Below are 23,014 nucleotides of genomic sequence, written 5' to 3'. Positions count from 1 at the left end.
GCATAAACGACGACGCAAACGTTTATCAGAATAAGAGTTATTGGACCGTGCGGACACCGAGTACCGACGCCGACACGCCGCCGATCGCCACCGGCATCCAGTAGATGCCGCCGCGGAACACGAGTACGGCGGCGGTGGCCGCGGACGCCGGGACACCGGTGGTCGGGACGAGCAGGGCGACGAACGCCGCCTCGATCCCGCCGAGTCCGCCGGGGAGCGGGGTCGCGCCCGCGAGGTTCGCCAGCGGGACGGCGAACAACGGGACCACGGGCGAAATCTGGTAGCCGACGGCGGCGAACGCGACCGTGAGCGCGGCCGCCTGAAACAGCCAGCCGGAAAGCGAGAGCCCGACCGCCGCGGCCAGCCGCCAGGGACTCGTCCCGACGCGCTCGATGTCCTCGAAGAAGTTCCGTAACCGAGCGGCGAGCCCGGCTTCGACGCTGTCGGCGTCGAACCGGTCCAGTCGTCCGGCCGCCCCGGCGACCGCGCTCGGGAGTCGGTCGACGATGGCCCGTCGGTACCGCCAGCCGAGACCGATCGCTGTGACGATCGCCGCGCTCAACGCGACCGCGACCGTGACCGCGACCTCGAGGCGCTCGCCGACCGCGGCGGTCGTCGCGTAGTACCCCACTCCGAGGAACACGATCGAGATGGAGGGAACGACGTTGAGCACGTCGACGCTGGCGATCCCGACCAGCCCCGTCTCGTAGCGCGACCCGGAAACCCGGGAGATGAGCGCGGCCGCCACCGGCTCGCCGCCCGCCTGCCCGAACGGCGTGACGTTGTTGGCGAACACGGCCCCGGCGTACACGAGGAAGGACGTGGTGACCGGAAGATCGACGCCGAGCGAGCCGAGCACGGTCCGGAGCATGAGGCTCCACGCGGTCAGCCAGCAGAGCGCGAGCCCGAACGTCGCCGCGACCAGAGCGGGGTCCGCGGCCAGCAGCGTCCCGATCACGCGGTCCGCTCCGACGACGACGAAGAGCACGGCGAGGACCGCGATCGCTGCGACGCCGCCGATGACCAGTCCTCGCCGTTGGCTCCCGTCCATGGGCGAATGACGCGCTGGCGGAGTTTAAACCCCTAATTTCCGTCGTGAGACGGCACCAACAAGAATACAACCGTCGGCAGGAAACGAGGGCGTACTCATGGACGACCTGCGGTTCCTCGAATCGGAGTGGGACTACTGTCTGGTGTTGGACGCGTGCCGCTACGACGTGTTCGAAGACGTGTATGACGAGTATCTCGACGGCGACCTCGAGAAGCGCTGGAGCGTCGGGTCGTCGACGCCGGAGTGGGCTTACCGGACGTTCACCGGCGACCACGACATCGCGTACTTCTCGGGGAACCCCTTTATCAACGATCTGGGGATCCCGCTGAACGAGCTGAAGTGGGGCGCGAGCTGCGACTACGAGTGGACCGCTTCCGACCACATCAGCGACATCCACGACGTCTGGAAGACGGGCTGGGACGACGATCTGGGGACCGTTCCGCCGGAGAGCCTCGCGGAGGCGTACCGGAACAACCTCGACGCCGTCGAGCGCGCCGACCGGACCGTGCTCCACTACATGCAGCCGCACGCGCCGTACCTCTCGCGCGGGAAGGGCCAGAAGCTCAAACAAATTCAGAAGGGGATCAAACGACAGGAACAAGAAGAAGCGGCCGGCGACGACGGGGACGACGGCGGCCTCCTCTCGTCGCTCAGCGACACGGTCCGACCGAAGATCGAGAGCCGGCTCGACGACAGCGAGTTCGCTCAGAAATCGGGGTTGTGGCTCGAACTCGATCCCACGGACCTCGTGAAAGACGGCACCCGCGTGACCGCGCTCAAGCTCTACGAGGAGAACCTCCGGATCGCCTTGGAGTCCGTCGCCGAGCTCGTCGAGGAGCTCGACGGCGACGTGGTCGTCACCGCGGACCACGGCGAAGCGTTCGGCGAGGAGGGCGTCTGGGAACACCACATCGAGACCCACATCCCGCCGTTGATGGAGGTCCCGTGGCTGGAAGTGGAGTGAGCGTCCCGAGAGCAATCACCGCCGCGACCCCGCGATGAAGGTCAGCCACTACTTCGAGTTCGAGGAACACGTCACCGGCGGCATCCGGGAGTCGGTCGTCCACCAGCGGAAGATGCTCGACCGCGAGGGGATCGCGTACACGACCGAGCCGACCCTCGACGCCGACGTGCTCCACTGCAATCTGATGGGCCCGCGCTCGGTGTGGTACGCGAAACGCGCGAGCGACCGCGGGATCCCCGTGGTCGCACACGCCCACGTCACGGCCGAGGACTTCGGCGACAGCTTCCGGTTTACCAACGCGCTCGCGAAACCGCTCAAACCGTACCTCAGCCGAGCGTACGGACTCGCCGACGCGCTGGTCTGTCCCTCCGAGTACAACCGCGGCGTGATCGAGGGGTACACCGACGCGCCGACGACCGTCATCTCGAACGGCGTCGACCGCGAGAAGCTCGCCGGCTTCGAGTCGCTGGAGGCCGAATACCGCGAGCGCTACGATCTTTCCCCCCCAACGGTGTTCCTCGTCGGCCACGTGATCAAACGGAAGGGGTTGGAGACGTTCGTTGACCTGGCCCGCAACCTGCCCGAGGTCGACTTCGCGTGGTTCGGCCCGCTCGATCTCTCCTTGAAAGGCCGCGAGACAACTCGGCTCATCGAGGAGTCGCCGGAGAACTGCACGTTCACCGGCTTCGTCGACGACATCCGTGGCGCGTTCGCCGCCGGCGACGTGTTCCTGTTCCCGACCCACGAGGAGAACGAGGGGATCGCGCTGTTAGAGGCGATGGCAGCCGGGAAGGCCGTGGTCGTCCGCGACATCGAGACGTTCTCGTGGCTCGACGACGGCGACGACTGTTTAAAAGTCGATCCGGTCGACGCGAACGACGAGACCGCGGCGTTCGCCGGCGCGATCCGCCGCCTGTCTGACCCTGCGCTCCGAGAGCGACTCGGATCGAACGCGGCGGCGCGCAGCGAGTCGTTCTCACTCGACGCGATCGCCGGACGGTACCGATCGCTGTACGAGTCGCTGTGAGACTGCTGTCGCCGGCCGCTGATCGCTGACTGCCACTCCTCTTGCGCCTTACTCGCCGCCGGCTCCCCCGACCTCACTTCAGGTCCGTCGTCGAGAGCGACCGGTCGTTGTCGTCGACCGTTGGCGGCGCTCGGACAAGATTTCATATCGCGACATGCGATATACGCGTCCACTCTCAGCCGGTTCAGCGTCGGTAAGCGACCGACAAAATTGTCCCCGATCCCGAAACAACGACTCAATCGCCGCCGACTCCGGAACGATTACACCGCCCGCACCCACACCGTCAGCCATGACCGACTCCGACTGGGGCGACTGGCTGCCGCGCGCGGTGGCGGACGCCGACCCCGACACGGTGGCGCTGTGGTATCTCGGCTGTAACGGGTTCGCGATCAAGGGACGCGAGGGGACCGTCCTCTGGGTCGACCCGTACGTCGGGACCGGCGACCCGCCGCGCACGGTCCGAATGATTCCGGTCCCGTTCGACCCCGACGACGTCGACCAAGCGGACGCGGTGCTGGCGACCCACGAACACACGGATCACGTCCACGGCCCCTCGCAGGCGCCGATCCTCGCGAACACCGACGCCGATCTCGTCGCGCCCGACGACTCGCTCGCAGTCGCCCGCGATGAAGAGCGGTGGACCCGGAACTGGGACGTCGACGAGGAGGCGTTCCTCGAAGTGACTGAGGGCGACGAGCTGAAGGTCGGCGAGTTCACCGTTCACGTCGTCGAAACGCAGGACGCGGACGCGACCCACCCGGTCGGCTACGTGATCGAACACGAGTCGGGTACCCTGTTCCACGCCGGTGACAGCAAGCCCTCGGAGTCGTTCGCGGGGCTCGCAGACGAGTTCGATATCGACCTCGGCATCCTCGCGTTCGGGTCCGTCGGCAGGGTCCCGGACAAGGAGACGGGCGAGCCGGTCGAGACGAAGTGGTACAGCGACGAAAACGAGATCGCGGCGGCCGCCGAGGACCTCGCGCTCGACCGCCTCGTCCCGACCCACTGGGACATGTGGAAAGGGATGACTGCGGACCCGACCGCGCTCCACGAACACACCCGCAGCCGCTCGCACCCGAACCACCTGGAGATCGTCGAAATCGGCGACCGGATCGATCTGTAGGCCGTCGACCTCAGTCGGGCGGGTCTCGCGTTCTCCACCGCCAGGTGGTTATCAGCGCCGAAACGTGGCCCGTGGAATTTAAGCCCCTGCTCCGGGTGAGACTCCGTATGAGCGAACGGACCGAAGAAGCAACCACGACCGTCGACGAGGACGGCATTCGCGTCGAGAAGTCTTTCACAGACGACGCGTTCCCGGTGCCAGCGGTGATGTACGAGCTCTCCTCGACCCGCGAGGACGCTGTGCGCGTGCGCATCGTCGACCGGATTCCCGAGTCGTTCCCGATGGACCGAATCGGATTCCACCCGGAGTACGAGAGCGAGAACTGGACCGCCTATAAGGACCACCGCGTCGAGTTCGAGCGCGTGATCGATCCCGACGAGGAGGTCGAGACCGTGTTCGGCATCCGCGACGACGACCCGGATCTCGACGGTTTCCTCGGCTCGCCGGTGATTGAGCACGTCCCGGTCGGCGAAGAGATCGAGGACGTCCTCGGTACCGGCGACACCGACGCCGTCAGAGAGGTGCTTTCCGGTGACCGCGCGACGCTTCCCGGAATGGAGGAGCCGATCGCGGCCGAGACCGAGGGCTTGGAGCCCGCGACCGACCCGCTTGCGGAACCGGAAGACGAAACACCGGAGACCGCCGAAAGCGACGCGGAAGCGGTCACTGAGGCGGAACCGGCACCCGAAGTGGAAGCCGACGAGGACAGGTCGGAGGCCACAGGAGACGACGAGGAAGTCGACGATATGGAAGCTCCCGAACCGCGAGCCGTCGTCGCAGGAACCGCTGCGGTCACCTCTCACACCGAGGAACCGGTCGTGGACGAACAAGCGTTCGACGAGGTAGATGAAGGTGACGAAGCAGACGGGGCAGACAGTGTTGAAGCGGACGCGGCGGCCGAATCTGACGACGGGGATGAGCCGGACGAGCCGGACGAGCCCATCCCGCCGGAAGTGACCGACTCCGTCGACGTCGAGGACCGAGAACCGCCTGACACGGAGCCCGCGACGGCTCCGGAAAGCGGATTCGCCGCGGCGCTCGCCTCCGAGATCCGTGCCGACGAGGTCGACGAAGACGACCTCGAGACCCTTCGGTCCGAGCTTGATATGGGCGTCCCCCGCAGCGTCGACGTGCGAATCGCCCGTCTCCAGTCGAGTCTCGCCGACATCGAGGCGTACGCCGACGCCCTCGCAGAGTTCATCGACAGCGAAGGGACCGCCCGCGAAATCCTCGATAACCTCGACGAGCAGGTCGACGCCGTCGAGTCCGAGATGGCCGCGATCGACGACCGGGTCGCGTCCGCCGACGCGGACCGAAGCGACCTCCGCGAGGAGGTCTCGCGGGTCGACGAGTCGGTATCGTCCGCCACCGCCCAGATCGACGACGTCACCGAGCGCGTGGACGGCGTCGACAACCGGGTCACCGGCGTCAAATCGGACGTGTCGGGTGTCGAGGAGTCGCTCGCGGGCGTCGACGAAACCGTTGTGGACCTCGAAGACACGGTTACCGGCGTCGAAGAGACCGTCGACGGCGTCACCGACGACGTGTCGCGGCTCGACGACGAGACGACCGGCCTCGACGAGGCAGTCGACGATTTGGGCGACGACGTGGAGACGCTGTACGAGGAGGTCGACGACGCCGCCGCGGAGATGGAAGCGACCGAGAACAGGGTGGAGGACGTGGAGGCCCGATTGGGACGGTTCGACGAGGAGTTCGACGACCTCTGGAGCGACCTTGCGGAAGTCGATACCCGCCTGACCGACATCGAGGACCGGCTCGGCGAGGACCTCGACGACGTGGAGGCGGAGCTCGACGCGATCAACGACCACCTCGAAGAACTGGAAGCGTTCAGGAAGCGGCTCAACGAGGCCTTCGGCCCGTAGAGAGGCCCGACGCGACACTCGAACTGCACCGAGCCGAAAGCGCAACCCGTTTTACCCGCGGCGCTCCACCTCCGGTAATGAGCGAACCGGTACCGGTCGCCGTACCGCGGAAAGGCCGACCGCTCGAAGCGGTCCTCGAACGGATCGCCGCCGTCGGCCCGGACGACCGGCTCGACGGGCTCGCGGACCACGTGAGCAACACGCTCCGGTACGAGAAGGCGGTCACGAAGGGGCGTGTCGACGCTGATGACGGCCCGTACGAGCGGCTGACAGAGTACTCCGACCCCGACGACCCACACGAGCCCGAGTTCACGCTGCTTCGCGACGACCGGGACGGCAAACCCCGCCGTATCGTGTTCGACGCGGCCACCGTCACCCTCAGTGACGTGACGCTGAAGCTCGTCGGCCGCGAGGAACCGTTTCGGGCGCTTCGAACCCACGAGTTCGCGCTCGGCTTCGACTCCGCCGACCTCGTTTTAGAGGAAGTCGTCGGGATCCGAACGGGTGGTCTCGGCCAAATCGCCGACATCAACGATCGGATCGACCCCGTCGACACCGACGTGCGCGTGGTCAACGGGCTCGGTGATACCGTCTACCACACGCTGATGGGCCGCCCGGAAAGCGTCGATCCCGGAACCGACTTCGATCGCGGCTTCGTCGCGGAGTACGAGGGGCCGCTCTGCATCTCCCCGCGCTACGAGCGACTCGTCACCGCGGTGTTGGGAACGGACGCGCTGGAGGGCGTCGAGTTCGTCTATCCGAACGCTCACGAAGAGGAGGAAGCCGCAATCTCACGGACCGGGCTCGGCGTCTACCTCACGGTTACCGGGTCGACGGCCCGGGAACACGGGCTCGCCGTCGGCGAGCATCTCTTCCCGAGCGAGACCGTGTTGATGCAGAACGCGGCCGAACACGATCCCGCCGTCGACCGTGCGCTCGACGCGCTCGCGGTCGAAACGTCGTCCTCCGAGATCCGAGTCTGACGCCCGGCACTTTCTATAGCGATATTCGATATAGTTGTGAGCGATCGATCGACATGACGCGCCACACGAACGGCAGCTTCGAGAGAGCGACCGAACACCGAGTAACGGTGATGTCAGCCGGTTACCAAAATTTAGGCGAGAATGCCCCTTCCTCCACGAGCGAGTACCGCGAGCGAGTAGGGAGGGGATGAATCGCCGCACACCAGTACAAACCATTAAATCGACACATCTCTAAACACAAGACAGCGATGGAGTACAGTCATCGCTACCACGTCTACCCAACACAAGAGGTAGCGGAGCGGCTTGACTACCACATCGACGTTCATCGTCAAGCGTACAACTACACCCTGTACGAGTACGAGAACGCGGACGCCGACGATATCGGCTCCGCATACAACCACCACTCTCGACTCCCCGACTGGAAAACCGAGTTTCCCGTCTTCTCGGACGTTAATTCGAAGGCTCTCCAACGAACCGTCACTCGGTTTTATCAGAATCTTGCCGGACTCTCCGAACAGAAGCAAAACGGAAACGCCGTCGGGAAACTCACGTGGAAATCACCCAGAGACTACCAGAGCATGACGTACTCGCAGTCCGGCTTCGAACTCAAAAACACGAGTGGTCGCAATGCGACGCTCTGGCTCTCCAAAATCGGAGATATCAAACTCCGCTACCACCGCGAGATCCCCAACGAAGCCGCCATCAAAGAAGTCACCATCAAAAAAGAGACGACCGGCGAGTGGTTCGTCTCTTTCGGCCTCGAAACCGACGAGGCTGACGTACCTGAGAAACCCGACGTAGAGATGCTCGACACGAGCAACAGTATCGGGATCGACCTCGGCATCCTGAACTACATCCACACGTCGGACGGGAACACCGTGGACTGGCTTGACCTCAAAGACGAGTACGATCGTCTCCGTCGAGAGCAACAGAATCTCTCGCGGAAGGAACACGGGTCGAACAACTACGAGAGCCAGCGCAAAACGGTTGCGAAGGTCAACCGCCACATCCGTCAGAAGGTGCTGGACTACCAGCACAAGCTCACGACGTGGCTCGTCACAGAGTACGATGCCGTGTTCGTGGAAGACCTGAACGTCACTGGGATGCTTCAAGGCGATGGGAACGCGCGGAACAAGCAAGATGCTGCGTGGCGACAGTTCATCACCTTACTCGAATACAAGGGTGAGCTGTACGGGACACACGTGGTGCAAGTCGAACCGAGAGGAACGACGAAAGAATGTGCGAAGTGTGGTGTGGAGACGGCCAAACCCATCTGGGTACGAGAACACTCGTGTCCCAGTTGTGGATTTGAAGCCGACCGTGACGCGAACGCGGCGATGAACGTACTGCAACGCGGTTTTTCTGAACTAGGGCTGGGATGGCCCGAATCAACGCCTGTGGAGACTGCGCTCCCTACGGACACTATTTCGGTGTCTGCAAAGCGCGTCGTGGAAACAGGAAGCCCCACCCTCAACGAAGCCACGCCAGTGGCTGAGTAGGGTGGGGTAGTTCACAGTGGCATTGTGACGAGTCCTTCGTTGTCTCAGTGGTCATTCACACGTTGCCCGACAACCACCCTCAGCGGCGACTGTGCGACGCTGCGACCCTGAGAGGGGAGTAGATATGCCTGTCTGTAGGACTCTGCAGTGAATGCCGGAAGCCGATGGTGACGATCTGATCTACCGCAACGAAGCAATGCCTGTTGCGGTGCAGAAGACACCGGACACAGAAGTGCTGTTGATCGACTTTGATCGGTGGCGGATCCGAGCGATGTACACACCGTCTTTTCGTCCTCTGAGGAAACCGCTCAGTCTGCCTTGCTCACACCATCGCTATTGGTGTGGTACCAACCCACACCTTACTCGTCGATGAGCGATGAGAACAGCACCGACCACAAATATCTCATATTCTGGTACCAATACGCGGCTTTTATAGCTCCAGAATATTGTATATAAAAAGCATTTGGCGTCGTCAACAGTCCTACAGTACTGTATAAGTGACCTTATCCCGAATTGTGGGATAGATTGAAGGGGAGGCCACGAGAAGCCCCAGTCGAGAGATGAGCGACGACCGCCGTTCCGTGAAAACGTACGTCCCTGAAGACCAGAAAGAGATCTGGCAAGATCACGCCGACGAGTTAGGGATGTCGCAAAGCGAGTTCATCAGAACGATGGTACAGGCCGGGAGACGCGGGTTTTCGATCGACGAACCCGATAACCGCGCCGAACCCGATATATCGGGGTCTGACCCCGGGGGTAACGACCTCGAAAGACGGGTAGAAGCGGCTCTCGCCGAGGGGGTACTCTCGTGGGAGGCGCTCGTCGACGCAGTGTTCGATGACTTCGAGGGGCAATTAGAGGACGCGCTCGATTCGCTGCAGGATCGGAACCGCGTCCGGTACAGCGGGCGGGAAGGAGGGTACACGCTGATCGATGAGTAGCACGCGAGCTCCCGCCGAGGTCGATGACCCGATCGGGTACTTCATCGAGGACCTCACGTATCACGGGAAGACCGAGCGAACGCGAGACTCCTACGAGCGCGTCCTCCGACGGTTCGAGGTGTTTCTCGACCGAGAAACGACGCCCGCTTCGGCGACGCATCGTGATTGTATGGCGTTCGTCCACTCGTTGCGCGGCGACGTGGTCGACAGCACGGTGGCGACGTATGCGGCGTATCTCCACCGCTTTTACGGGTACATGACCGAAGTCGGCGTCTTCGAGGGGAACCCCATGACGCTCGTGATGGAAGAGATGGACGAGACCGTTGATAAGGACCCCGCCCGGCGAGACGTGTCGATTCCGGCGATGAGAGAGTTTCTCGTCGACATTCGGCATCCACTCCACCGTGCGCTCGTCGTCACGCTGTTGAAGACCGGAATGCGGGTCGGTGAGCTCTGTAACCTCGATCTCCGCGATATCGCGATCGACGACCAGGAGGTGAGCGAGGCGTTTACGATAGGCACGCGACCAGCGCTCGCGGACCGACCGAATTCGCTGTACGTCACCCCGGACGCGACGGTGGGCGACGAGCTGAACGGGGAGGTCCGAACCGCGTCGAACAAGCGCAAGCGCGCCACCGTGATCCCGATCGACGACGAACTGGCTCGGGCGTTGAAACGGTGGCTCGCCGTGCGGCCGGACGGCCCCTCGACTGCGGACCCCTTGTTCGTCGGTACCGCAGAGGGGTGGGGAGAACGTCTTGAGCCGCAAGCGGTCAGACATGTCGTCGAGCGGTACGCCCGCGAGACCGGGTGGTACCGTACCGGCGGGGGAGCCGCAGAGAACGTCACGCCCCACTACTTCCGGCATTTCTTCACGACGCACCTCCGAGACCGGACCGGCGACCGCGGCGTCGTCAAGTACCTCCGCGGCGACGTCGCCGACGACGTGATCGACACGTACACGCACAACTGGGGCGATCAGGTCCGCGAGACGTACGAAGCGAACGTATACCGGCTGTTGGGATAGCGAACGGTCACGCGAGATCGGTTGTTCGAGGTTCTGTCGTTATGGCTCCGACTCAAATGGCGTCTGGTATCAGATATATAAATCTCATGTCGCTATATCGAATAACGTGCCGACGCTGCCGTATGAGTGCAAAGACGAGATCAATGCTAGAACCACCCGATGAGACGTTTCAGAACGGCATTCGAGGTGCCGACCGCCGCGTTCTTAATTTGACGCCGGCTGCGCTGGTTATTCTTTTTTCGCAACGACTTCTATCTCGACTTCGATGTCGATCGGGAGCCGTGAGATTTCCATTGCTGCTCTTGCGGGATACGGTTCGGTCATGAACTCAGCATACACCTCATTGACCGCTTCATAGTTATCCATATTCGTCACGTAGACGTTCGCCTGTAGAACGTTTTCAAACGAGGTGCCCGCCGCATCGAGAATCGCTCCGATGTTTCGGAGCGTTTGTGCTGTTTGCTCGCTCACGTCCTCCGATACGATCTCGTTCGTCTCTGGATCGACAGGTCCCTGTCCAGATACGTACACGCGACCATCATCGATGATTCCTTGCGAGTATGGGCCGATAGCGTCCGGTGCGTCGCTCGTTTCGACTTCCTCCATATTATGAAATACTGTCAACTCCAATTTGTATCTACCGGTCCCAACTCCCGCTCGTGTTACGGTAGGATCAGAGACGAGACCTTGTGGGCCTACTCAAAGACCAGTTTGCCGAACGCCGACGGCTGATGGAAATCCGGCTCTGATGTTTCAACCGGGGTCCATGCTGCAAACATCCGAGTGGGCTTACTCCGAAGCCGGTGAACGTTTCCGTACCAGACGGTTCCCCGTTTCGGGGTAACGGGCGTGCCTGTGAGCCTCGTAAGCGTTTCAAACGGGATCGCGACCGCAACCCACCAATGTTCGTCATCGCGGGCTGGCGTCTTCGTCGGCCCGTCAACGGAAGTTCTGACCCGTATCGACTCTGCGAGCTCCGGGGTGATCAGGTCGCGATCGGTGCGATCGGTTCCGACTCCGAGATGAACGGTGCCGAGACAGTTTACTTCGAAGTTGACGTAGTGGTCTCGCCGTGCCGGGTCGACCGCTGCGAACAGTTCGACACAGCTATCTTCCCAAACGGGTCCATTGAGGGCGGTTGTCTCTGCATGGATGTGGTCGCTTTCCACCTGGTACTGAAGGAACAGTTCTTCGTCGTTGTAGAGCAGCCGTGCAACGGCTCGGGGTTCCTGATCCGGGTCACACCACAGAAACTCGCTGATCGGGACTGGGACCGCATCCTGCCAGGGCGTCCCGTCGACGGTTCCGGTCAATGGTGGTTCTGTGTCGACGTACCGTACCTGGACCGCCGTCATCGATCCTGTGGCGGTTCGTCAGCCTGGTATATCGCGTTTTGGAACGAAACCGGGAGCCCGGCTGTGAGCCCACCGTCGACGACAACGTTCTCGCCGGTGATGAATCCCGCTCGCTCCGTGGCCAGAAAGAGAGCCGTGTCGGCCACTTCGTGCGGGCGGCCGAAGCGACCGATGGGGTACTGATCGAGCCACCGGTCGCGAGCGCTCGCGTCCGTTGACTCCTCTGCCGTCTGCTCCATCTCATCTTTGCGGGCCTGCGTCTCGATGGTCCCAGCAGATACCACGTTCGACCGAATGCCGTACTGTCCGTAGTGCGTCGCGATGTTGCGCGAGAGCGCAAGGATCCCGCTTTTGGCCTCCGAGTAGCCCGCTAACCCGATACCGAAGAGCCCGTTCACCGATCCGATGTGGACCATGGAGCCGCCACCAGCAGCGATCATTGCGGGGAGAGCTTCCCGAGCAAGCAGGTAGGGGCCCTTAAGATTCAGTTCAAGCATCCACTCGAAGTCTTCCTCGTCACATCGGTGGAGAAGGTCGGCTGATTCGACCGATCCCCCGGCGTTGTTAACGAGAATTTTGAGGTCGCCGAACTCCTCGATAGCCGTGTCGACAAGGGTGCGCACGTCCTCGGCGTCCGTCACATCACACTCGACCGGCACCACGCGTCCCTCGTGGGTTTCGGTGATCTGCTCGGCGACCGACTCGACGTCCTCGTACGATCGCGAGCAGATGACGACGTCGCCACCGGCCTCGGCAAAGGTCGTCGCGATCTGACGTCCGATGCCTCGGGAGGCCCCGGTCACGATTGCTGGGCGGTTGGCTAGGGATAGCTCGACCATATCAAATCAATGCTGTTCGCGAGCGAGTAAGAAGGTTCCCCTCGGCACAGAGGTGGTTCGAGTTCGCTTCACCGTGTTCGACTCCGCGGCTGGTGTCTATCGTGAGTAACAGTTCTACCAACACCGCCGAGGCTATACCTGATACTCATCGACGGCATCCTGATCGACGTCGATCCCGAGCCCCGGCGCATCCGGCACCCTCATCGTACCGTCCGTGACGCTGAACGGGTCAGTGATTATATCGTCTTCCCACGCGTAATAGGTCGTGTCCGGGGGCAGCGAGAATCCGGGGAGTCCGTGTACTGCATGGAGAATCGCGGCCGTTCGGATGCCGAGATCGAACGCACAGTGGTGCGTGTACGGAATGCCCGCATCTTCGACGATTGCCGCCTGCTGTCGCAGGCCGGCGATCCCCCCTGCCGGTGTGAGATCCAACACGGCCACATCCATCGCGCCGGCCTCGATGAGCGACCGGAGATTGTTCGGAATGTAGGTGTCCTCGTTCGGCGCGATAGGCTGGCGCAGGCGCTGTCGGAGCGTCGCGAGGGACTCGTGCGCGTTGACTCGGATCGGCTGTTCCATGTACTGCAAATAAATCCCCGCGTCTTCGAGCGCGGCGCCCACTCGAACCGCTTGATCGAGCGACCAGCCTTGGTTGGGATCGAGCCGGAACTCGAGTTTTCCATCGACCTCGTCATCCATTGCCTTGATCCGAGCGACGTCTTGCTGCCAGTCGCGCCCGGCTTTCGTCTTGAGAACCGAAAAGCCGGCATCCACGGCCTCTCGCGCCTTCGCTCTCGACTCCGACGGTGGAAGAATGCCGAGACAGAACGCGAACTCGACGTCGCGAGCCGTCGCCGATTCCCGGCCTCCCGCGGCCGCGTTCATTGCGGTCGTCTGATACGGCGCGGTTGCTCCACCGAGCAGCTCGAAGACCGGCTTGTTGAGCGCTTTGCCGACGATGTCCCAACAGGCCGTTTCCACGGCCGAAAAGAACAGCTCGATATTCGTGTACTCGATAAACACCTGACGGCGGAGTCTCTCGGTTTCGAACGGCGACTGACCTTCGATCAGCGGAGCAATGCCGTCCTCGATGATGGACTCCGTTGCCGCCGGTGAGAGGAACGTCCGCATCTCTCCCCACCCCGAGATCCCGTCATCCGTCTCAACGCGCACGAGCACCCGCTCCATCGACTCGACCTGCCCGTGGTTCGTGACGTACGGACCGATACCGAGGGTCTCGTCGAGTTCCAGGAGTGGCACGTCTACAGTTGTAGCTGTCACTTCACTAATCTGCATGTGTGTGTGTGCACTCGGCATCAAAAAGAATCTACCGCCTTCTCACTGGATCGCCGCTTCGATCCAGTCGAGCGACTGCTCGGGGAGCAGCCCGTAGTTGTAGAAGGACACGCGAGGGACCTCGGCGCGTCGCAGTCCATCGACGATCTCACGAACGGTCTCCCCGTCGTGGATCGCCGGATGGCCCGGAAGAAGCCCGACATGGAGCGGAACGCTAGACGTGAACGCGTCCACCGTGTGATAGGCATCGAGGACGGCTTCCCGCGACGACTCGTATGCCGGCAGACAGTAGTAGTCGACGTGGCGCGCGATACGGTCGAGATCGACGCCAGCCATCCACTCCCCGCCGGGGTCCGGCGTGCCGACGTAGTATCCCAGCGGCGTCGTCCCCGACACAGTAGCAAGGTCAGCGTAGAGGTCGACGAGCACGTCTTCTCGAACGTCGACGTACGCACCGACCTCTGGATGCTGGCGCAGCCACTGGTCCGGTGGCGTGTCGGCCGGGAGCCGTCCCGCGATGAGGTCCTCGATCGTGTTGACAGCGGTGTCGCGGGCCTGTGCGACGTCGACATCCGCAGCCGTAGCGTGCTCGCGACAGTGCTCACAGAAGCACAGCCCGAAGAGGAACTCTCCGAGCATCCCGAGAGCCGCGTGAATCTTCTGGTGATGCCAGCCGAAGCCGGTGCCGTAGAAGTAATCGAACGTCTCCAGTTCGATCCTGTCGAACTCCTTTCGATCCGCGAGATCGCCCACGAGCGCTCGGAGGTACGTTTGAACGGCCGGGTGTGAGGGACACAGCCCGAAGACGAGGTCATCACCGAACGGCGATTCGAGCGTCACGTCCCGATTCGCCATCCCGAGCCGCGAGTTGTGACACCCGACCGTCCACGAGGTGAGTCTGAGATCGTCGATCTGTCGGGCGATATCCGCGACCCAGTCTCCGTCCATCCCCTCGTACGGCGTCGGCGCAAGTGTCCCATACCGATCGTCCGGCTGGAAGTACGAACTCGCATGAGCGAAGTGCGTCTTCCGGTCGGGGTTACGTGGCGAGAACGTCTGGACGGCATGATAGTTCGTCGCGAGATTGATCTCCCCGATACCGATATCGCGGAGTTGCTCGACGGTTTGCTCCGGCCCTTCATCGAGGATATCCCACGGATAGGCCCACGTTGCAAATTCCATGCGACAAAAGAGAGGGGAACCCAGTTAATTCTCGGGGTGATGAATAGCCACTTCGACGGATGGCTATTCTTTGACCGCGCCGGCAGTCATACCGGCGACGATGTACTCTTCGAGGAAGGCGAAGAGAATCAACAGCGGGATGATTCCGATAACGGAAACGGTCAGCATCATCCGCCAGTCGGTTTGGAGCGCACCGACCATCGAGAAGACCCCGCGAGGAATGTTGTACTTCTCCGCGTCGGTGAGGAAGGTGAGCACGAACAGAAGCCGATTCCACGCGTACAGGAACGTGTACGTCACGCTGGCGACCAAAGCGGGTTTCGTCAGCGGGAGAACGATCTTCGTGAGGATCTGGAACTGACTCGCGCCGTCGATGCGAGCCGACTCCTCTAGCGACACGGGGATCGTCTGGAAGTACCCGTACAGCATCCAGATGTTGAACGGCAGCGTGAACGCGGCCGCGGGGATGATCACGGCGAGGTAGCTGTTGTAGATCCCGAACCGGGTGATGACGTCGAACAGCCCGACGATCAGCACGACCGGCGCGAACATCTGTACGACGAGCACCGCAAGTAAGAATGACCGCTTGCCGACGAACTCGTTGCGTGCACAGGAGTACGCGGCGGGGATGGCGAGTAGTAGGGTCAGGGCAACCGTCCCCAGCGAGATGATGAAACTGTTACCTATCCACAGTAACACGTCGGTCTGGCTCCAGACGGTGAGATACGCCTCGATGGACCCCTCTGTGGGGAACAGCGTCGCCGGACTGGAGAATATCTCCGACTCCGATTTAAACGTACTCGAGAACATGGCGTAGAACGGGAACATCATGACCCCGAGCAGGCCGATCAGGATGCCGTAGATGCGGACCTTCCGGAGCCCGCTCCGTTCCTGGCCAGCCATCGTCATAACTCGTCACCTCCACGAGTGTAGATCCGCAGATAGATCACGGCAAACACCATCAGGAACAGGAACCCGATGACGCTGTACGCCGCGCCCTCGCCGAGATTCCCGTTTTGGAGGCCGACCTGATAGATCCAGATCACGAGCGTCGCCGTCGTGTTGATCGGACCGCCGCCGGTCATCGTCCAAATGACGTCGAAACTAACGAACGTCCAGATCGTCGCTAGCAGAGTCGCTATCAGGAGAACGCTCTTGAGTTGCGGGATCGTGATGTAGCGGAACTGGTGCCACCGCTCCGCCCCGTCGATCGCGGCGGCCTCGTACAGCTCCTCGGGGATCGACTGTAGCCCCGCGAGGAAGATAATGGCCATGAACGGCGTCCCGATCCAGATGTCAGCCACCACGACGCCGAGCCAGGCGACGTCAGGGTTCCCGAGAATTCCGATGCCCTGGTCTATCACGCCCAGTTTCAGCAGGATGGCGTTCAGGTAGCCGTACTGGGGGTGCTCGATCCAACGGAAGACGACCGCGGAGATGGCATAGGGGATCCCCCACGGGATGAGGAATGCCGTTCTGAAGAACTTCCGCCCCCGGATGTCACCCTTGAGGTGAACGGCGATCAACAGCCCAAGAAGCGTCTTACCGGCGACACCGAGCAGAACCCAGCGACCAGTCTGCCAGAGCAACTGGGGGAAGAAATCGTCGGTGAGAATATCGACGTAGTGCTGAAAGCCGACGTAGGTCTCGATCGCCGAATCGGCCGGTGAGCGATACAGCGACAGGCGGAACGTCTCGAAGATCGGCCACCCCACGACGCTGAGGAGAAAGATCGCTGCTGGCGCGATCAGCAGGTACGCCTGTCTGTGTTTCCTCAGGTGAGTAGCGCTCCGCTGGAGGCGCGAATCAGTCGATGACTCGGTGTACTCTTCTACGGAACCCATCTGTTGAGATTACTGCATCTCCGCTTCGAGGTCGGCCTGGGCGTCGTCCAGAGCCTCCTGAGGGGACTTCTGGTCGCCCACCGCCTCCTGGATTGCTTGGACCATGCGGTTGTTGAACTGGTTGAAGTTCGAGAGTTTCGGTCGGGCACGCGCATACTGGCCGGCTTCGATGAACGGCGACCAGTTCTCCGAGTCCTGGAAGTAGTCGCGGTCGCCGACCGCTTCCACCGTCGGCATGAATCCCTTGTTACTGGCGTATTCGAAGTGACGATCCTCGTCGAAGTAGAACCGGAGCAGGTCCCGTGCGAGATCCTCAACCTCGGTCTGGGCGAAGATCGACACCCCGTCGATCGTGTTGAGGCTGTATCGACCGGCCGGACCCTCTGGCACCTGCACGATGCCGTAATCGAAGTCGGCGTCGCTGTTGTCGATGTTGATTCCCGCGTACACGTGGGCGATAACCATTCCGAGCGAACCGGACTCGAACAGTTGTCGGATGTCCTGTCGCGTCGAGGACAGCGGCGAGGACTGCGTAACGCCGTGCTCGAGGTGTAGGTCCGAGTAGAAGCTCAGGGCTTCGACGCCCTCGTCGGAGTTGACGACTGGTTGCCCGTCGTCGTCGATCAGGTCGGCACCGTACGACCAGTGGTAGTGGTAGTACTGAGAGCCGGTCTCGATCGCGTCGGCGCCAGCGAGTCCGAGAGCCGCCGTGTCGGTCTCCTCCGTGATCGTTTGGGCCGCGGAGAGCATTTCCTCCCAGGTGTCGATCTGGGGATTCTCAGGGTCGAGGCCCGCCGCCTCGAAGACGTCCTTGTTGTAGTACATGCACTTGTTGGAGGCTGCCCACGGTGCGCCGTAGTATTCTCCCTGATACATGCAGCCTTCGGCCATTCCCTGGTAGAACTTGTCACCGAATTCGCCCTCCATCATGTCGGTGATCGGGACGAGCTCTTCTTTACCGACGAGCTGGGGTATCCACCGGGCCGGCCAGCGAGCGACGTCTGGCGCTTCGCCACCGTCGACTCGGTTATTCACGGTCTGCTGGGCGTTACCCCATGTGACACTGGTGAACTCAAGATTGGCATCGTACTCCTCCTCGAATTGGGCGTTGTTCTCCTCGAAGAACTCCCTGATGTTGTCCCCGACACCCATCGTCAGGAACTGGATGGTCTGTTGTCCACCGTCGTCACCATCGTTACCATCGCTACCATCGCTACCATCGCTACCGTCGCTACCATCGCCGCCGTCGCCACCGAGACAGCCCGAGATGGCGATGATACCGCCGCCCCCGATAGCCCCGAGCATTCGGCGCCGGTCAATACCGTCCTCTTCCGAAAGGTCCGATTGATTGTTCGACATCTGAAAGTAAGCTCTGTATGTATCCATAAAAACCCTCCGATTACACAAGAACAATCATGACGTATAGTGCAGATGAACGGCCGCGTTCAGGCGTTGTGTTCGTGGATAGCAACGAACAGAGCGGCCAACTCACTCGTGATGGTATCGTAGATCCGAGCACCTTTCTCGGCGCTTGCCAGTTCCGGGGAGCCGATGGCTCCCGAATCCGAGTATTCGTCGAACGATCGGTAGACTGAGAGCGGACCGCTCTCCAGGAGGTCGCGGCCGCCCAACTCGTAGTGTTCGTTCCATATCGTGCCGTCTCGCTGGTCAGAATCGGCTACCAGATCCGGTCGGAGGTGGAGCATGAGTGAGGTCTCGTACTCGCCGCCGTGAGCCATCCCGCCGGTGTCGCTCTCCCGAATTGACTCGATCTCTTCGGTCGCCAGTGTAAAGTACGTCGTCCCGAGGATTTCGGCGTCCGTCGAGATCCCAACCGTACTGACGACCGCGTCGATGAGTGAGGCGTTTCCGCCATGCCCGTTGACGAAACAGACCGCGTCGAAGCCGTTCTCGATCCCGGTCTGGGCGACATCCTCGAGGACTGCCCGGAGATGATCGAGATCTAATGACAGTGTTCCGCCAAAGGGCAGGTGGTGCGGAGAGAACCCGCTCCAGACCGGCGGTGTGACGAGCAACGGAACGTCAGTATCGACCTGTTCTGAGCCGCCGTGGACCATGGCGTCGACAAGGATAGTGTCCGTCGCGACAGGGAGATGGTGGCCGTGCTGTTCTATACTGCCGACCGGAACGACGAGGACCGAGCCGTCGCTCTCCGCGATAGCCGTGATCTCTCTGTACGGTTTCCCTGCCCATTCGGTATCTATGGACCCAATAGAATCGTAGATCATGAGTGTCTCAGTGCCCCGTTACGAATTCGGATTCGTCGCCCAGAGAGACACGCTTCCCCGATGCGTCGAAGAAGTGGACGTCGGCCGGCTCGAAGCCGAGCGCGAGCGGTTCTCCCGGTTCCGGATGGAACTCGCTATCGACACGGGCGACGATCTCGCCGTCGCCCTCGGGCGGACGCAGATAGAGAAAATTGTCCGATCCCATTGGCTCGACGACATCGACGACCGTCTCGAGGTGGCCGCTGCCGGACGCGACAGTGAAGTCCTCTGGGCGAACTCCGAGAGTGTACGGGCCGGCAGCTAGTGCCACCGGGAGCGTCGCCTCGAACCCGTCACCGGTTACCAGAACTCCCTCGTCGGTCGGTGTGACATCGACATCGAAGAAGTTCATGCTCGGAGACCCAATGAACCCTGCAACGAACTTGTTGTTCGGCCGATCGTAACACACCGAGGGTTCGTCCACCTGTTGGATCTCGCCCTCGTTGAGGATGACGATGCGATCGCCCATCGTCATCGCCTCCGTCTGGTCGTGGGTGACGTAGATCGTGGTCACACCAAGTTCTTCGTGGATGCGCTGGAGTTCAGTTCGCATTTGCGTGCGTAGTTTGGCATCCAGATTCGAGAGCGGTTCGTCCATCAGGAACACGTCCGGATCGCGGACGATCGATCGACCCAGCGCGACGCGCTGTTGCTGGCCACCCGAGAGTTGCTTCGGCAACTGATCGAGAAGTTCCGGGATTTCCAAGAGATCTGCTGCAGCCTCAACGCGTTCGTCTATCTCCTCGTCGGAGTACTCCTCTGAGAGTCGCAATCCGAACGACATGTTTTCTCGCACTGTCATATGCGGGTACAGCGCGTAGTTCTGGAACACCATTGCGATGTTCCGGTCTTGCGGTCTGACATCGTTAACAACCAGGTCACCGATAGCGATCTCGCCCGCAGTTATTGTTTCGAGACCGGCAATCATCCGGAGGGTCGTCGACTTTCCACAACCGGACGGACCCACCATTACGAGGAACTCACCGTCTTGAACGGCAAGATCGATGTCCTCTACAGCGAGTACGTCGTCGTACACTTTCGTTACGTCTGATAGCTGTACCTGACTCATATCGATCTGTCAACTTCTTCCTTGCGGGGGACAAAAAGTTACCGGGCATCGTGCCCACCCTACCGCCGATAGTCTTCTGAACCCAACTGTGGGTGGTCCGGCAGTATTGATTTGACGATACCAAATACTATATCCTTGGGCATTAACGACTTAATATGGCCGATGACCGATCTCCGCGGCGAATTCAGTCAGTTGAGACGGCTTTTGAGATACTCAAGATTCTCCGAGAGAAGCAGGGTGCATCGATCACCGAGATTACAAACGAAGTCGATAGATCGGCTGGGACAGTCCACACGTATCTGGCAACGATGAAAGACGAAGGGTACGTTAGAAGCGAAGACGGAATGTACCGAGTAGGCTGGTTCGCACTGCCGCTTGGAGAGTACGTTCGGTCCCAGTCGCGTCTGTATCGAGCAGGCAAACCAGTAGTAAACAAACTGACACAAAAGACCGGCGAGGCCGGACATCTTGTTGTCGAGAGCCACGGTCGAGAGATCCTCTTGTACGAACAGTTTGGTCCTGATGCCGTCGGTGAAGACCTCTATACGCGTATTAAGGGATACCCACGGCGAAATCTCCACTGTTCAGCCGCCAGTAAAGCGATTTTAGCGCACCTCAACCAACCCCACCGTGATCGGATTCTCAGCGATTACGAGCTGATTGCACGGACTCCGAACACCACCACCAATCAATCGGAACTCCGCGATGAACTCCGTCAAATTCGAACCAAGGGGTATGCCAACAATGACGAAGAACAAATTATGGGTGTGAGGGCAGTTGCTGCCCCGATCGTCTATGACGGCACGGTCCACGGCGCAATTAGTTTATCCGCGCCAAAGAGCCGAATGCCCGACGAACGGTTTACGACGACCGTCCCCGAACAAGTTCTCGATACTGCTAATATTATCGAAGTCAATATTCAAGCGATCGATTAGATGATTATTATCTAGCAAAGACAACATATTTTGGATAATATTATAGGATTATTAAAATATTAGCAGTAATCGCTGGCAACAAATTATATGCCAGCGTATCACTTAATGCATGATTTCGGATCGTCGACCTCTCTTTGTTTGGTATTGTCAAAATGATCTGAACCGATTCTTAATGAACAATTACGAATCTGGAGAATCGCGGTAAGGCGGTAGGGTTGGTCGTCAAATCATATCATATGTTGGTGTCACGCACTAACGCCCACCACGTTACGGAGCGTGGCACCGCGAAGCGTGCAATTAAACGCCTTCGACGGATTCCAGACTCTACCCATTATTTAGGCGAGAAGGCACGAATGGAGATCTACTCCGAAAGCATCGGTTTCGGCTTCTCAACCGCGACGGGCGTGAGAGTAGAGCAGTAGTTGGGCTACAATTACACTCGTATATTTGTAATTGTAACCGGACGTCCGACCGCTTATACTACGAATATGAGAAGAGGCACGGGATTAGACCGCTCGTCGTAGCGCGTGTCGCGATCACTACGTATCGACCACGGCGCTTTCGGTACTGATCCAACTTCCACGGGACGATACATAATCTATTTATGTCTTACGGTCTTCGACGCTTTCACAAAGGCGCTCTCTACGGATGACGTCTTCGGCCGAGATGCGTAGTACAGTTCGCGCGACGATGATTTATATACACGCAGATCTCGCCGCCATAATATGTCCATATTCAAATAGTTCTACGATTATCGACGGCGACAGACACGCCGATCCGCAAAAAGCTACGTTGGTTACTGATATTCCAATTCCAGTTCGATCGTGTCCGCGGCCTCTAGCACTTTCGCCGGCATCGAGTCGGTGAACCGCTCCCCGCTCATGCGGTGTTTCGGCCCTGCAACCCCGACCGCACCGCAGACGAAGCCCTGCTTCATGATGGGGCTCGCCATCGCCCAGACTTTCTTTGTCGTCTCACCCTTATTAATAGCGTATCCGCGCTCTCGAACCGTCTCAAGTTCACGGTACAGCTCTCCCTCGTCGGTGATCGTGTTTTCCGAGCGCCGGGGGAGCCCGTAGGTCTCGATAATCTTCGCAACCTTCTCGTCTGGCAAGTGCGCGAGAATGGCCTTCCCGGCGGCGATATCGTGCATCGTGGTGCGCTTACCGACGTAGCCACGAGTCTTGACTGCGTTTTCACCGGTTTCTTTCAGCAGGTACACCGCCTTCCCGTGCTCTTCGACGATGATCCACGAAACCTCTCCCGTCTCCGCTGACAGCTGCTCGATGATCGGGGGAGCGACGTGTGTCAGCGGCAGTTGGTCCCTGACAAGCATCCCGTGGTTCAGAAATTTGAGGCTCAACCGGTACGTCCCGTCCGTCTTCACCACGTACTCTAAATTCGAGAGGGTCGCGAGGTGGTTGTGAACCGTGCTTCGCGCCATTTCTTGCTGTTCCGCGATTTCGGCGACGTCTGCGCCGCCGGTTTCGAGTAGGTATTCGATAATTCCGAAGACAGTGGTCGCCGTTTTGACGGACCGTTTCGGCGGTTTGTCTAATCCCATGACGGGCGGAAGGACAGCGAGCATGATATATGTTGGCAATGCCGTTTCACCGCTCGTCGGGAAGTTACGTATCGGTATTTGCAGACTCATATGTATTACTATACTTTTACTCGATTCTCCGTTCTCCTTCAGTGGCCATAT

The 23,014-nt window shown here is 60.7% G+C and carries 21 protein-coding genes; 9 read left to right on the top strand and 12 right to left on the bottom strand.

All coding sequences use genetic code 11. The annotated features are described in order from the left end of the window. Positions 1-37 precede the first annotated feature (37 nt). Positions 38-1,051, bottom strand: coding sequence for a lysylphosphatidylglycerol synthase transmembrane domain-containing protein (locus tag ACNS88_RS07495; protein ID WP_435095230.1), 1,014 nt, complete (start codon positions 1,049-1,051; stop codon positions 38-40). A 97-nt stretch (positions 1,052-1,148) separates the two neighbouring features. Between ACNS88_RS07495 and ACNS88_RS07490 the strand changes: the two genes are divergently transcribed. From ACNS88_RS07490 to ACNS88_RS07455, 8 genes are all read left to right on the top strand, one after another. Continuing rightward, positions 1,149-2,015 carry a hypothetical protein gene (locus ACNS88_RS07490; RefSeq protein ID WP_435095228.1) on the top strand — a complete coding sequence of 289 codons (867 nt, stop codon included), beginning with the start codon at positions 1,149-1,151 and terminating at the stop codon, positions 2,013-2,015. A 34-nt stretch (positions 2,016-2,049) separates the two neighbouring features. Next, a complete protein-coding gene (locus ACNS88_RS07485) occupies positions 2,050-3,042 on the top strand; it encodes a glycosyltransferase family 4 protein (protein ID WP_435095226.1) in 993 nt (330 codons plus the stop codon). A 289-nt stretch (positions 3,043-3,331) separates the two neighbouring features. Continuing rightward, positions 3,332-4,165 (top strand): MBL fold metallo-hydrolase, encoded by an 834-nt coding sequence (locus ACNS88_RS07480; protein ID WP_435095224.1) that lies wholly within the window; start codon positions 3,332-3,334, stop codon positions 4,163-4,165. 107 nt (positions 4,166-4,272) lie between these two features. Continuing rightward, on the top strand, positions 4,273-6,048 hold the full coding sequence (locus ACNS88_RS07475; protein WP_435095222.1) for a hypothetical protein: 1,776 nt from the start codon (positions 4,273-4,275) through the stop codon (positions 6,046-6,048). Between the two features lie 77 nt (positions 6,049-6,125). After that, positions 6,126-7,031: a phosphoribosyltransferase HisG-related protein gene (locus ACNS88_RS07470; RefSeq protein ID WP_435095220.1), complete on the top strand. Its 906-nt coding sequence runs from the start codon at positions 6,126-6,128 to the stop codon at positions 7,029-7,031. Between the two features lie 248 nt (positions 7,032-7,279). Continuing rightward, entirely contained in the window at positions 7,280-8,530 is a 1,251-nt protein-coding gene (locus tag ACNS88_RS07465) for an RNA-guided endonuclease InsQ/TnpB family protein (RefSeq protein ID WP_435095218.1), read from the top strand. A gap of 560 nt (positions 8,531-9,090) precedes the next feature. After that, the gene (locus tag ACNS88_RS07460) at positions 9,091-9,471 is read left to right on the top strand and encodes a DUF5805 domain-containing protein (protein ID WP_435095216.1); all 381 of its coding nucleotides are present in this window, start codon (positions 9,091-9,093) and stop codon (positions 9,469-9,471) included. Next, complete coding sequence (locus ACNS88_RS07455; protein WP_435095214.1) at positions 9,464-10,498, top strand: tyrosine-type recombinase/integrase; 1,035 nt, start codon at positions 9,464-9,466, stop codon at positions 10,496-10,498. The genes ACNS88_RS07460 and ACNS88_RS07455 overlap by 8 nt, the downstream gene beginning before the upstream one ends. Positions 10,499-10,726: 228 nt before the next feature. Here the strand turns inward: ACNS88_RS07455 and ACNS88_RS07450 are convergent, their stop codons facing one another. From ACNS88_RS07450 to ACNS88_RS07405, 10 genes are all read right to left on the bottom strand, one after another. Continuing rightward, the gene (locus ACNS88_RS07450) at positions 10,727-11,104 is read right to left on the bottom strand and encodes a Rid family detoxifying hydrolase (RefSeq protein ID WP_435095212.1); all 378 of its coding nucleotides are present in this window, start codon (positions 11,102-11,104) and stop codon (positions 10,727-10,729) included. A gap of 89 nt (positions 11,105-11,193) precedes the next feature. Next, positions 11,194-11,853, bottom strand: a complete 660-nt coding sequence (locus tag ACNS88_RS07445; RefSeq protein ID WP_435095210.1) for a carbohydrate-binding family 9-like protein — start codon at positions 11,851-11,853, stop codon at positions 11,194-11,196. After that, on the bottom strand, positions 11,850-12,692 hold the full coding sequence (locus ACNS88_RS07440) for an SDR family NAD(P)-dependent oxidoreductase (protein ID WP_435095208.1): 843 nt from the start codon (positions 12,690-12,692) through the stop codon (positions 11,850-11,852). Before ACNS88_RS07440 ends, ACNS88_RS07445 begins: the two co-directional genes overlap by 4 nt. Before the next feature lie 132 nt (positions 12,693-12,824). Beyond that, positions 12,825-13,991 carry a mandelate racemase/muconate lactonizing enzyme family protein gene (locus ACNS88_RS07435; RefSeq protein ID WP_435095206.1) on the bottom strand — a complete coding sequence of 389 codons (1,167 nt, stop codon included), beginning with the start codon at positions 13,989-13,991 and terminating at the stop codon, positions 12,825-12,827. A gap of 42 nt (positions 13,992-14,033) precedes the next feature. Beyond that, positions 14,034-15,173, bottom strand: a complete 1,140-nt coding sequence (locus ACNS88_RS07430) for an alpha-amylase family protein (RefSeq protein WP_435095204.1) — start codon at positions 15,171-15,173, stop codon at positions 14,034-14,036. Between the two features lie 63 nt (positions 15,174-15,236). Beyond that, positions 15,237-16,082, bottom strand: a complete 846-nt coding sequence (locus ACNS88_RS07425) for a carbohydrate ABC transporter permease (protein WP_435095202.1) — start codon at positions 16,080-16,082, stop codon at positions 15,237-15,239. Then, entirely contained in the window at positions 16,079-17,017 is a 939-nt protein-coding gene (locus tag ACNS88_RS07420; RefSeq protein WP_435095200.1) for a carbohydrate ABC transporter permease, read from the bottom strand. The genes ACNS88_RS07425 and ACNS88_RS07420 overlap by 4 nt, the downstream gene beginning before the upstream one ends. A 9-nt stretch (positions 17,018-17,026) precedes the next feature. Beyond that, positions 17,027-18,376 (bottom strand): ABC transporter substrate-binding protein, encoded by a 1,350-nt coding sequence (locus tag ACNS88_RS07415; protein ID WP_435095198.1) that lies wholly within the window; start codon positions 18,374-18,376, stop codon positions 17,027-17,029. 86 nt (positions 18,377-18,462) lie between these two features. After that, a complete protein-coding gene (locus tag ACNS88_RS07410; RefSeq protein WP_435095196.1) occupies positions 18,463-19,266 on the bottom strand; it encodes a creatininase family protein in 804 nt (267 codons plus the stop codon). 7 nt (positions 19,267-19,273) lie between these two features. Further along, positions 19,274-20,374, bottom strand: a complete 1,101-nt coding sequence (locus ACNS88_RS07405; RefSeq protein ID WP_435095194.1) for an ABC transporter ATP-binding protein — start codon at positions 20,372-20,374, stop codon at positions 19,274-19,276. 155 nt (positions 20,375-20,529) lie between these two features. On the opposite strand from ACNS88_RS07405, the gene ACNS88_RS07400 reads away from it, so the two are divergent. Continuing rightward, positions 20,530-21,309, top strand: a complete 780-nt coding sequence (locus ACNS88_RS07400) for an IclR family transcriptional regulator (protein WP_435095192.1) — start codon at positions 20,530-20,532, stop codon at positions 21,307-21,309. Between the two features lie 796 nt (positions 21,310-22,105). On the opposite strand, the gene ACNS88_RS07395 is transcribed toward ACNS88_RS07400, so the two are convergent. Then, positions 22,106-22,873: an IclR family transcriptional regulator gene (locus ACNS88_RS07395; protein ID WP_435095190.1), complete on the bottom strand. Its 768-nt coding sequence runs from the start codon at positions 22,871-22,873 to the stop codon at positions 22,106-22,108. Positions 22,874-23,014: the final 141 nt, after the last annotated feature.

Origin of the sequence: Halorubrum shenae (genome assembly GCF_051194165.1) — an archaeon.
GTDB lineage: Archaea > Halobacteriota > Halobacteria > Halobacteriales > Haloferacaceae > Halorubrum.
This window is presented reverse-complemented; position numbering and strand designations above follow the sequence as displayed.

Coding starts and splice junctions, on each gene's coding strand:
- ACNS88_RS07495 (WP_435095230.1), bottom strand. CDS start 1,051: ATGGACGGGAGCCAACGGCGAGGACTGGTCATCGGCGGCGTCGCAGCG.
- ACNS88_RS07490 (WP_435095228.1), top strand. CDS start 1,149: ATGGACGACCTGCGGTTCCTCGAATCGGAGTGGGACTACTGTCTGGTG.
- ACNS88_RS07485 (WP_435095226.1), top strand. CDS start 2,050: ATGAAGGTCAGCCACTACTTCGAGTTCGAGGAACACGTCACCGGCGGC.
- ACNS88_RS07480 (WP_435095224.1), top strand. CDS start 3,332: ATGACCGACTCCGACTGGGGCGACTGGCTGCCGCGCGCGGTGGCGGAC.
- ACNS88_RS07475 (WP_435095222.1), top strand. CDS start 4,273: ATGAGCGAACGGACCGAAGAAGCAACCACGACCGTCGACGAGGACGGC.
- ACNS88_RS07470 (WP_435095220.1), top strand. CDS start 6,126: ATGAGCGAACCGGTACCGGTCGCCGTACCGCGGAAAGGCCGACCGCTC.
- ACNS88_RS07465 (WP_435095218.1), top strand. CDS start 7,280: ATGGAGTACAGTCATCGCTACCACGTCTACCCAACACAAGAGGTAGCG.
- ACNS88_RS07460 (WP_435095216.1), top strand. CDS start 9,091: ATGAGCGACGACCGCCGTTCCGTGAAAACGTACGTCCCTGAAGACCAG.
- ACNS88_RS07455 (WP_435095214.1), top strand. CDS start 9,464: ATGAGTAGCACGCGAGCTCCCGCCGAGGTCGATGACCCGATCGGGTAC.
- ACNS88_RS07450 (WP_435095212.1), bottom strand. CDS start 11,104: ATGGAGGAAGTCGAAACGAGCGACGCACCGGACGCTATCGGCCCATAC.
- ACNS88_RS07445 (WP_435095210.1), bottom strand. CDS start 11,853: ATGACGGCGGTCCAGGTACGGTACGTCGACACAGAACCACCATTGACC.
- ACNS88_RS07440 (WP_435095208.1), bottom strand. CDS start 12,692: ATGGTCGAGCTATCCCTAGCCAACCGCCCAGCAATCGTGACCGGGGCC.
- ACNS88_RS07435 (WP_435095206.1), bottom strand. CDS start 13,991: ATGCAGATTAGTGAAGTGACAGCTACAACTGTAGACGTGCCACTCCTG.
- ACNS88_RS07430 (WP_435095204.1), bottom strand. CDS start 15,173: ATGGAATTTGCAACGTGGGCCTATCCGTGGGATATCCTCGATGAAGGG.
- ACNS88_RS07425 (WP_435095202.1), bottom strand. CDS start 16,082: ATGACGATGGCTGGCCAGGAACGGAGCGGGCTCCGGAAGGTCCGCATC.
- ACNS88_RS07420 (WP_435095200.1), bottom strand. CDS start 17,017: ATGGGTTCCGTAGAAGAGTACACCGAGTCATCGACTGATTCGCGCCTC.
- ACNS88_RS07415 (WP_435095198.1), bottom strand. CDS start 18,376: ATGTCGAACAATCAATCGGACCTTTCGGAAGAGGACGGTATTGACCGG.
- ACNS88_RS07410 (WP_435095196.1), bottom strand. CDS start 19,266: ATGATCTACGATTCTATTGGGTCCATAGATACCGAATGGGCAGGGAAA.
- ACNS88_RS07405 (WP_435095194.1), bottom strand. CDS start 20,374: ATGAGTCAGGTACAGCTATCAGACGTAACGAAAGTGTACGACGACGTA.
- ACNS88_RS07400 (WP_435095192.1), top strand. CDS start 20,530: ATGGCCGATGACCGATCTCCGCGGCGAATTCAGTCAGTTGAGACGGCT.
- ACNS88_RS07395 (WP_435095190.1), bottom strand. CDS start 22,873: ATGGGATTAGACAAACCGCCGAAACGGTCCGTCAAAACGGCGACCACT.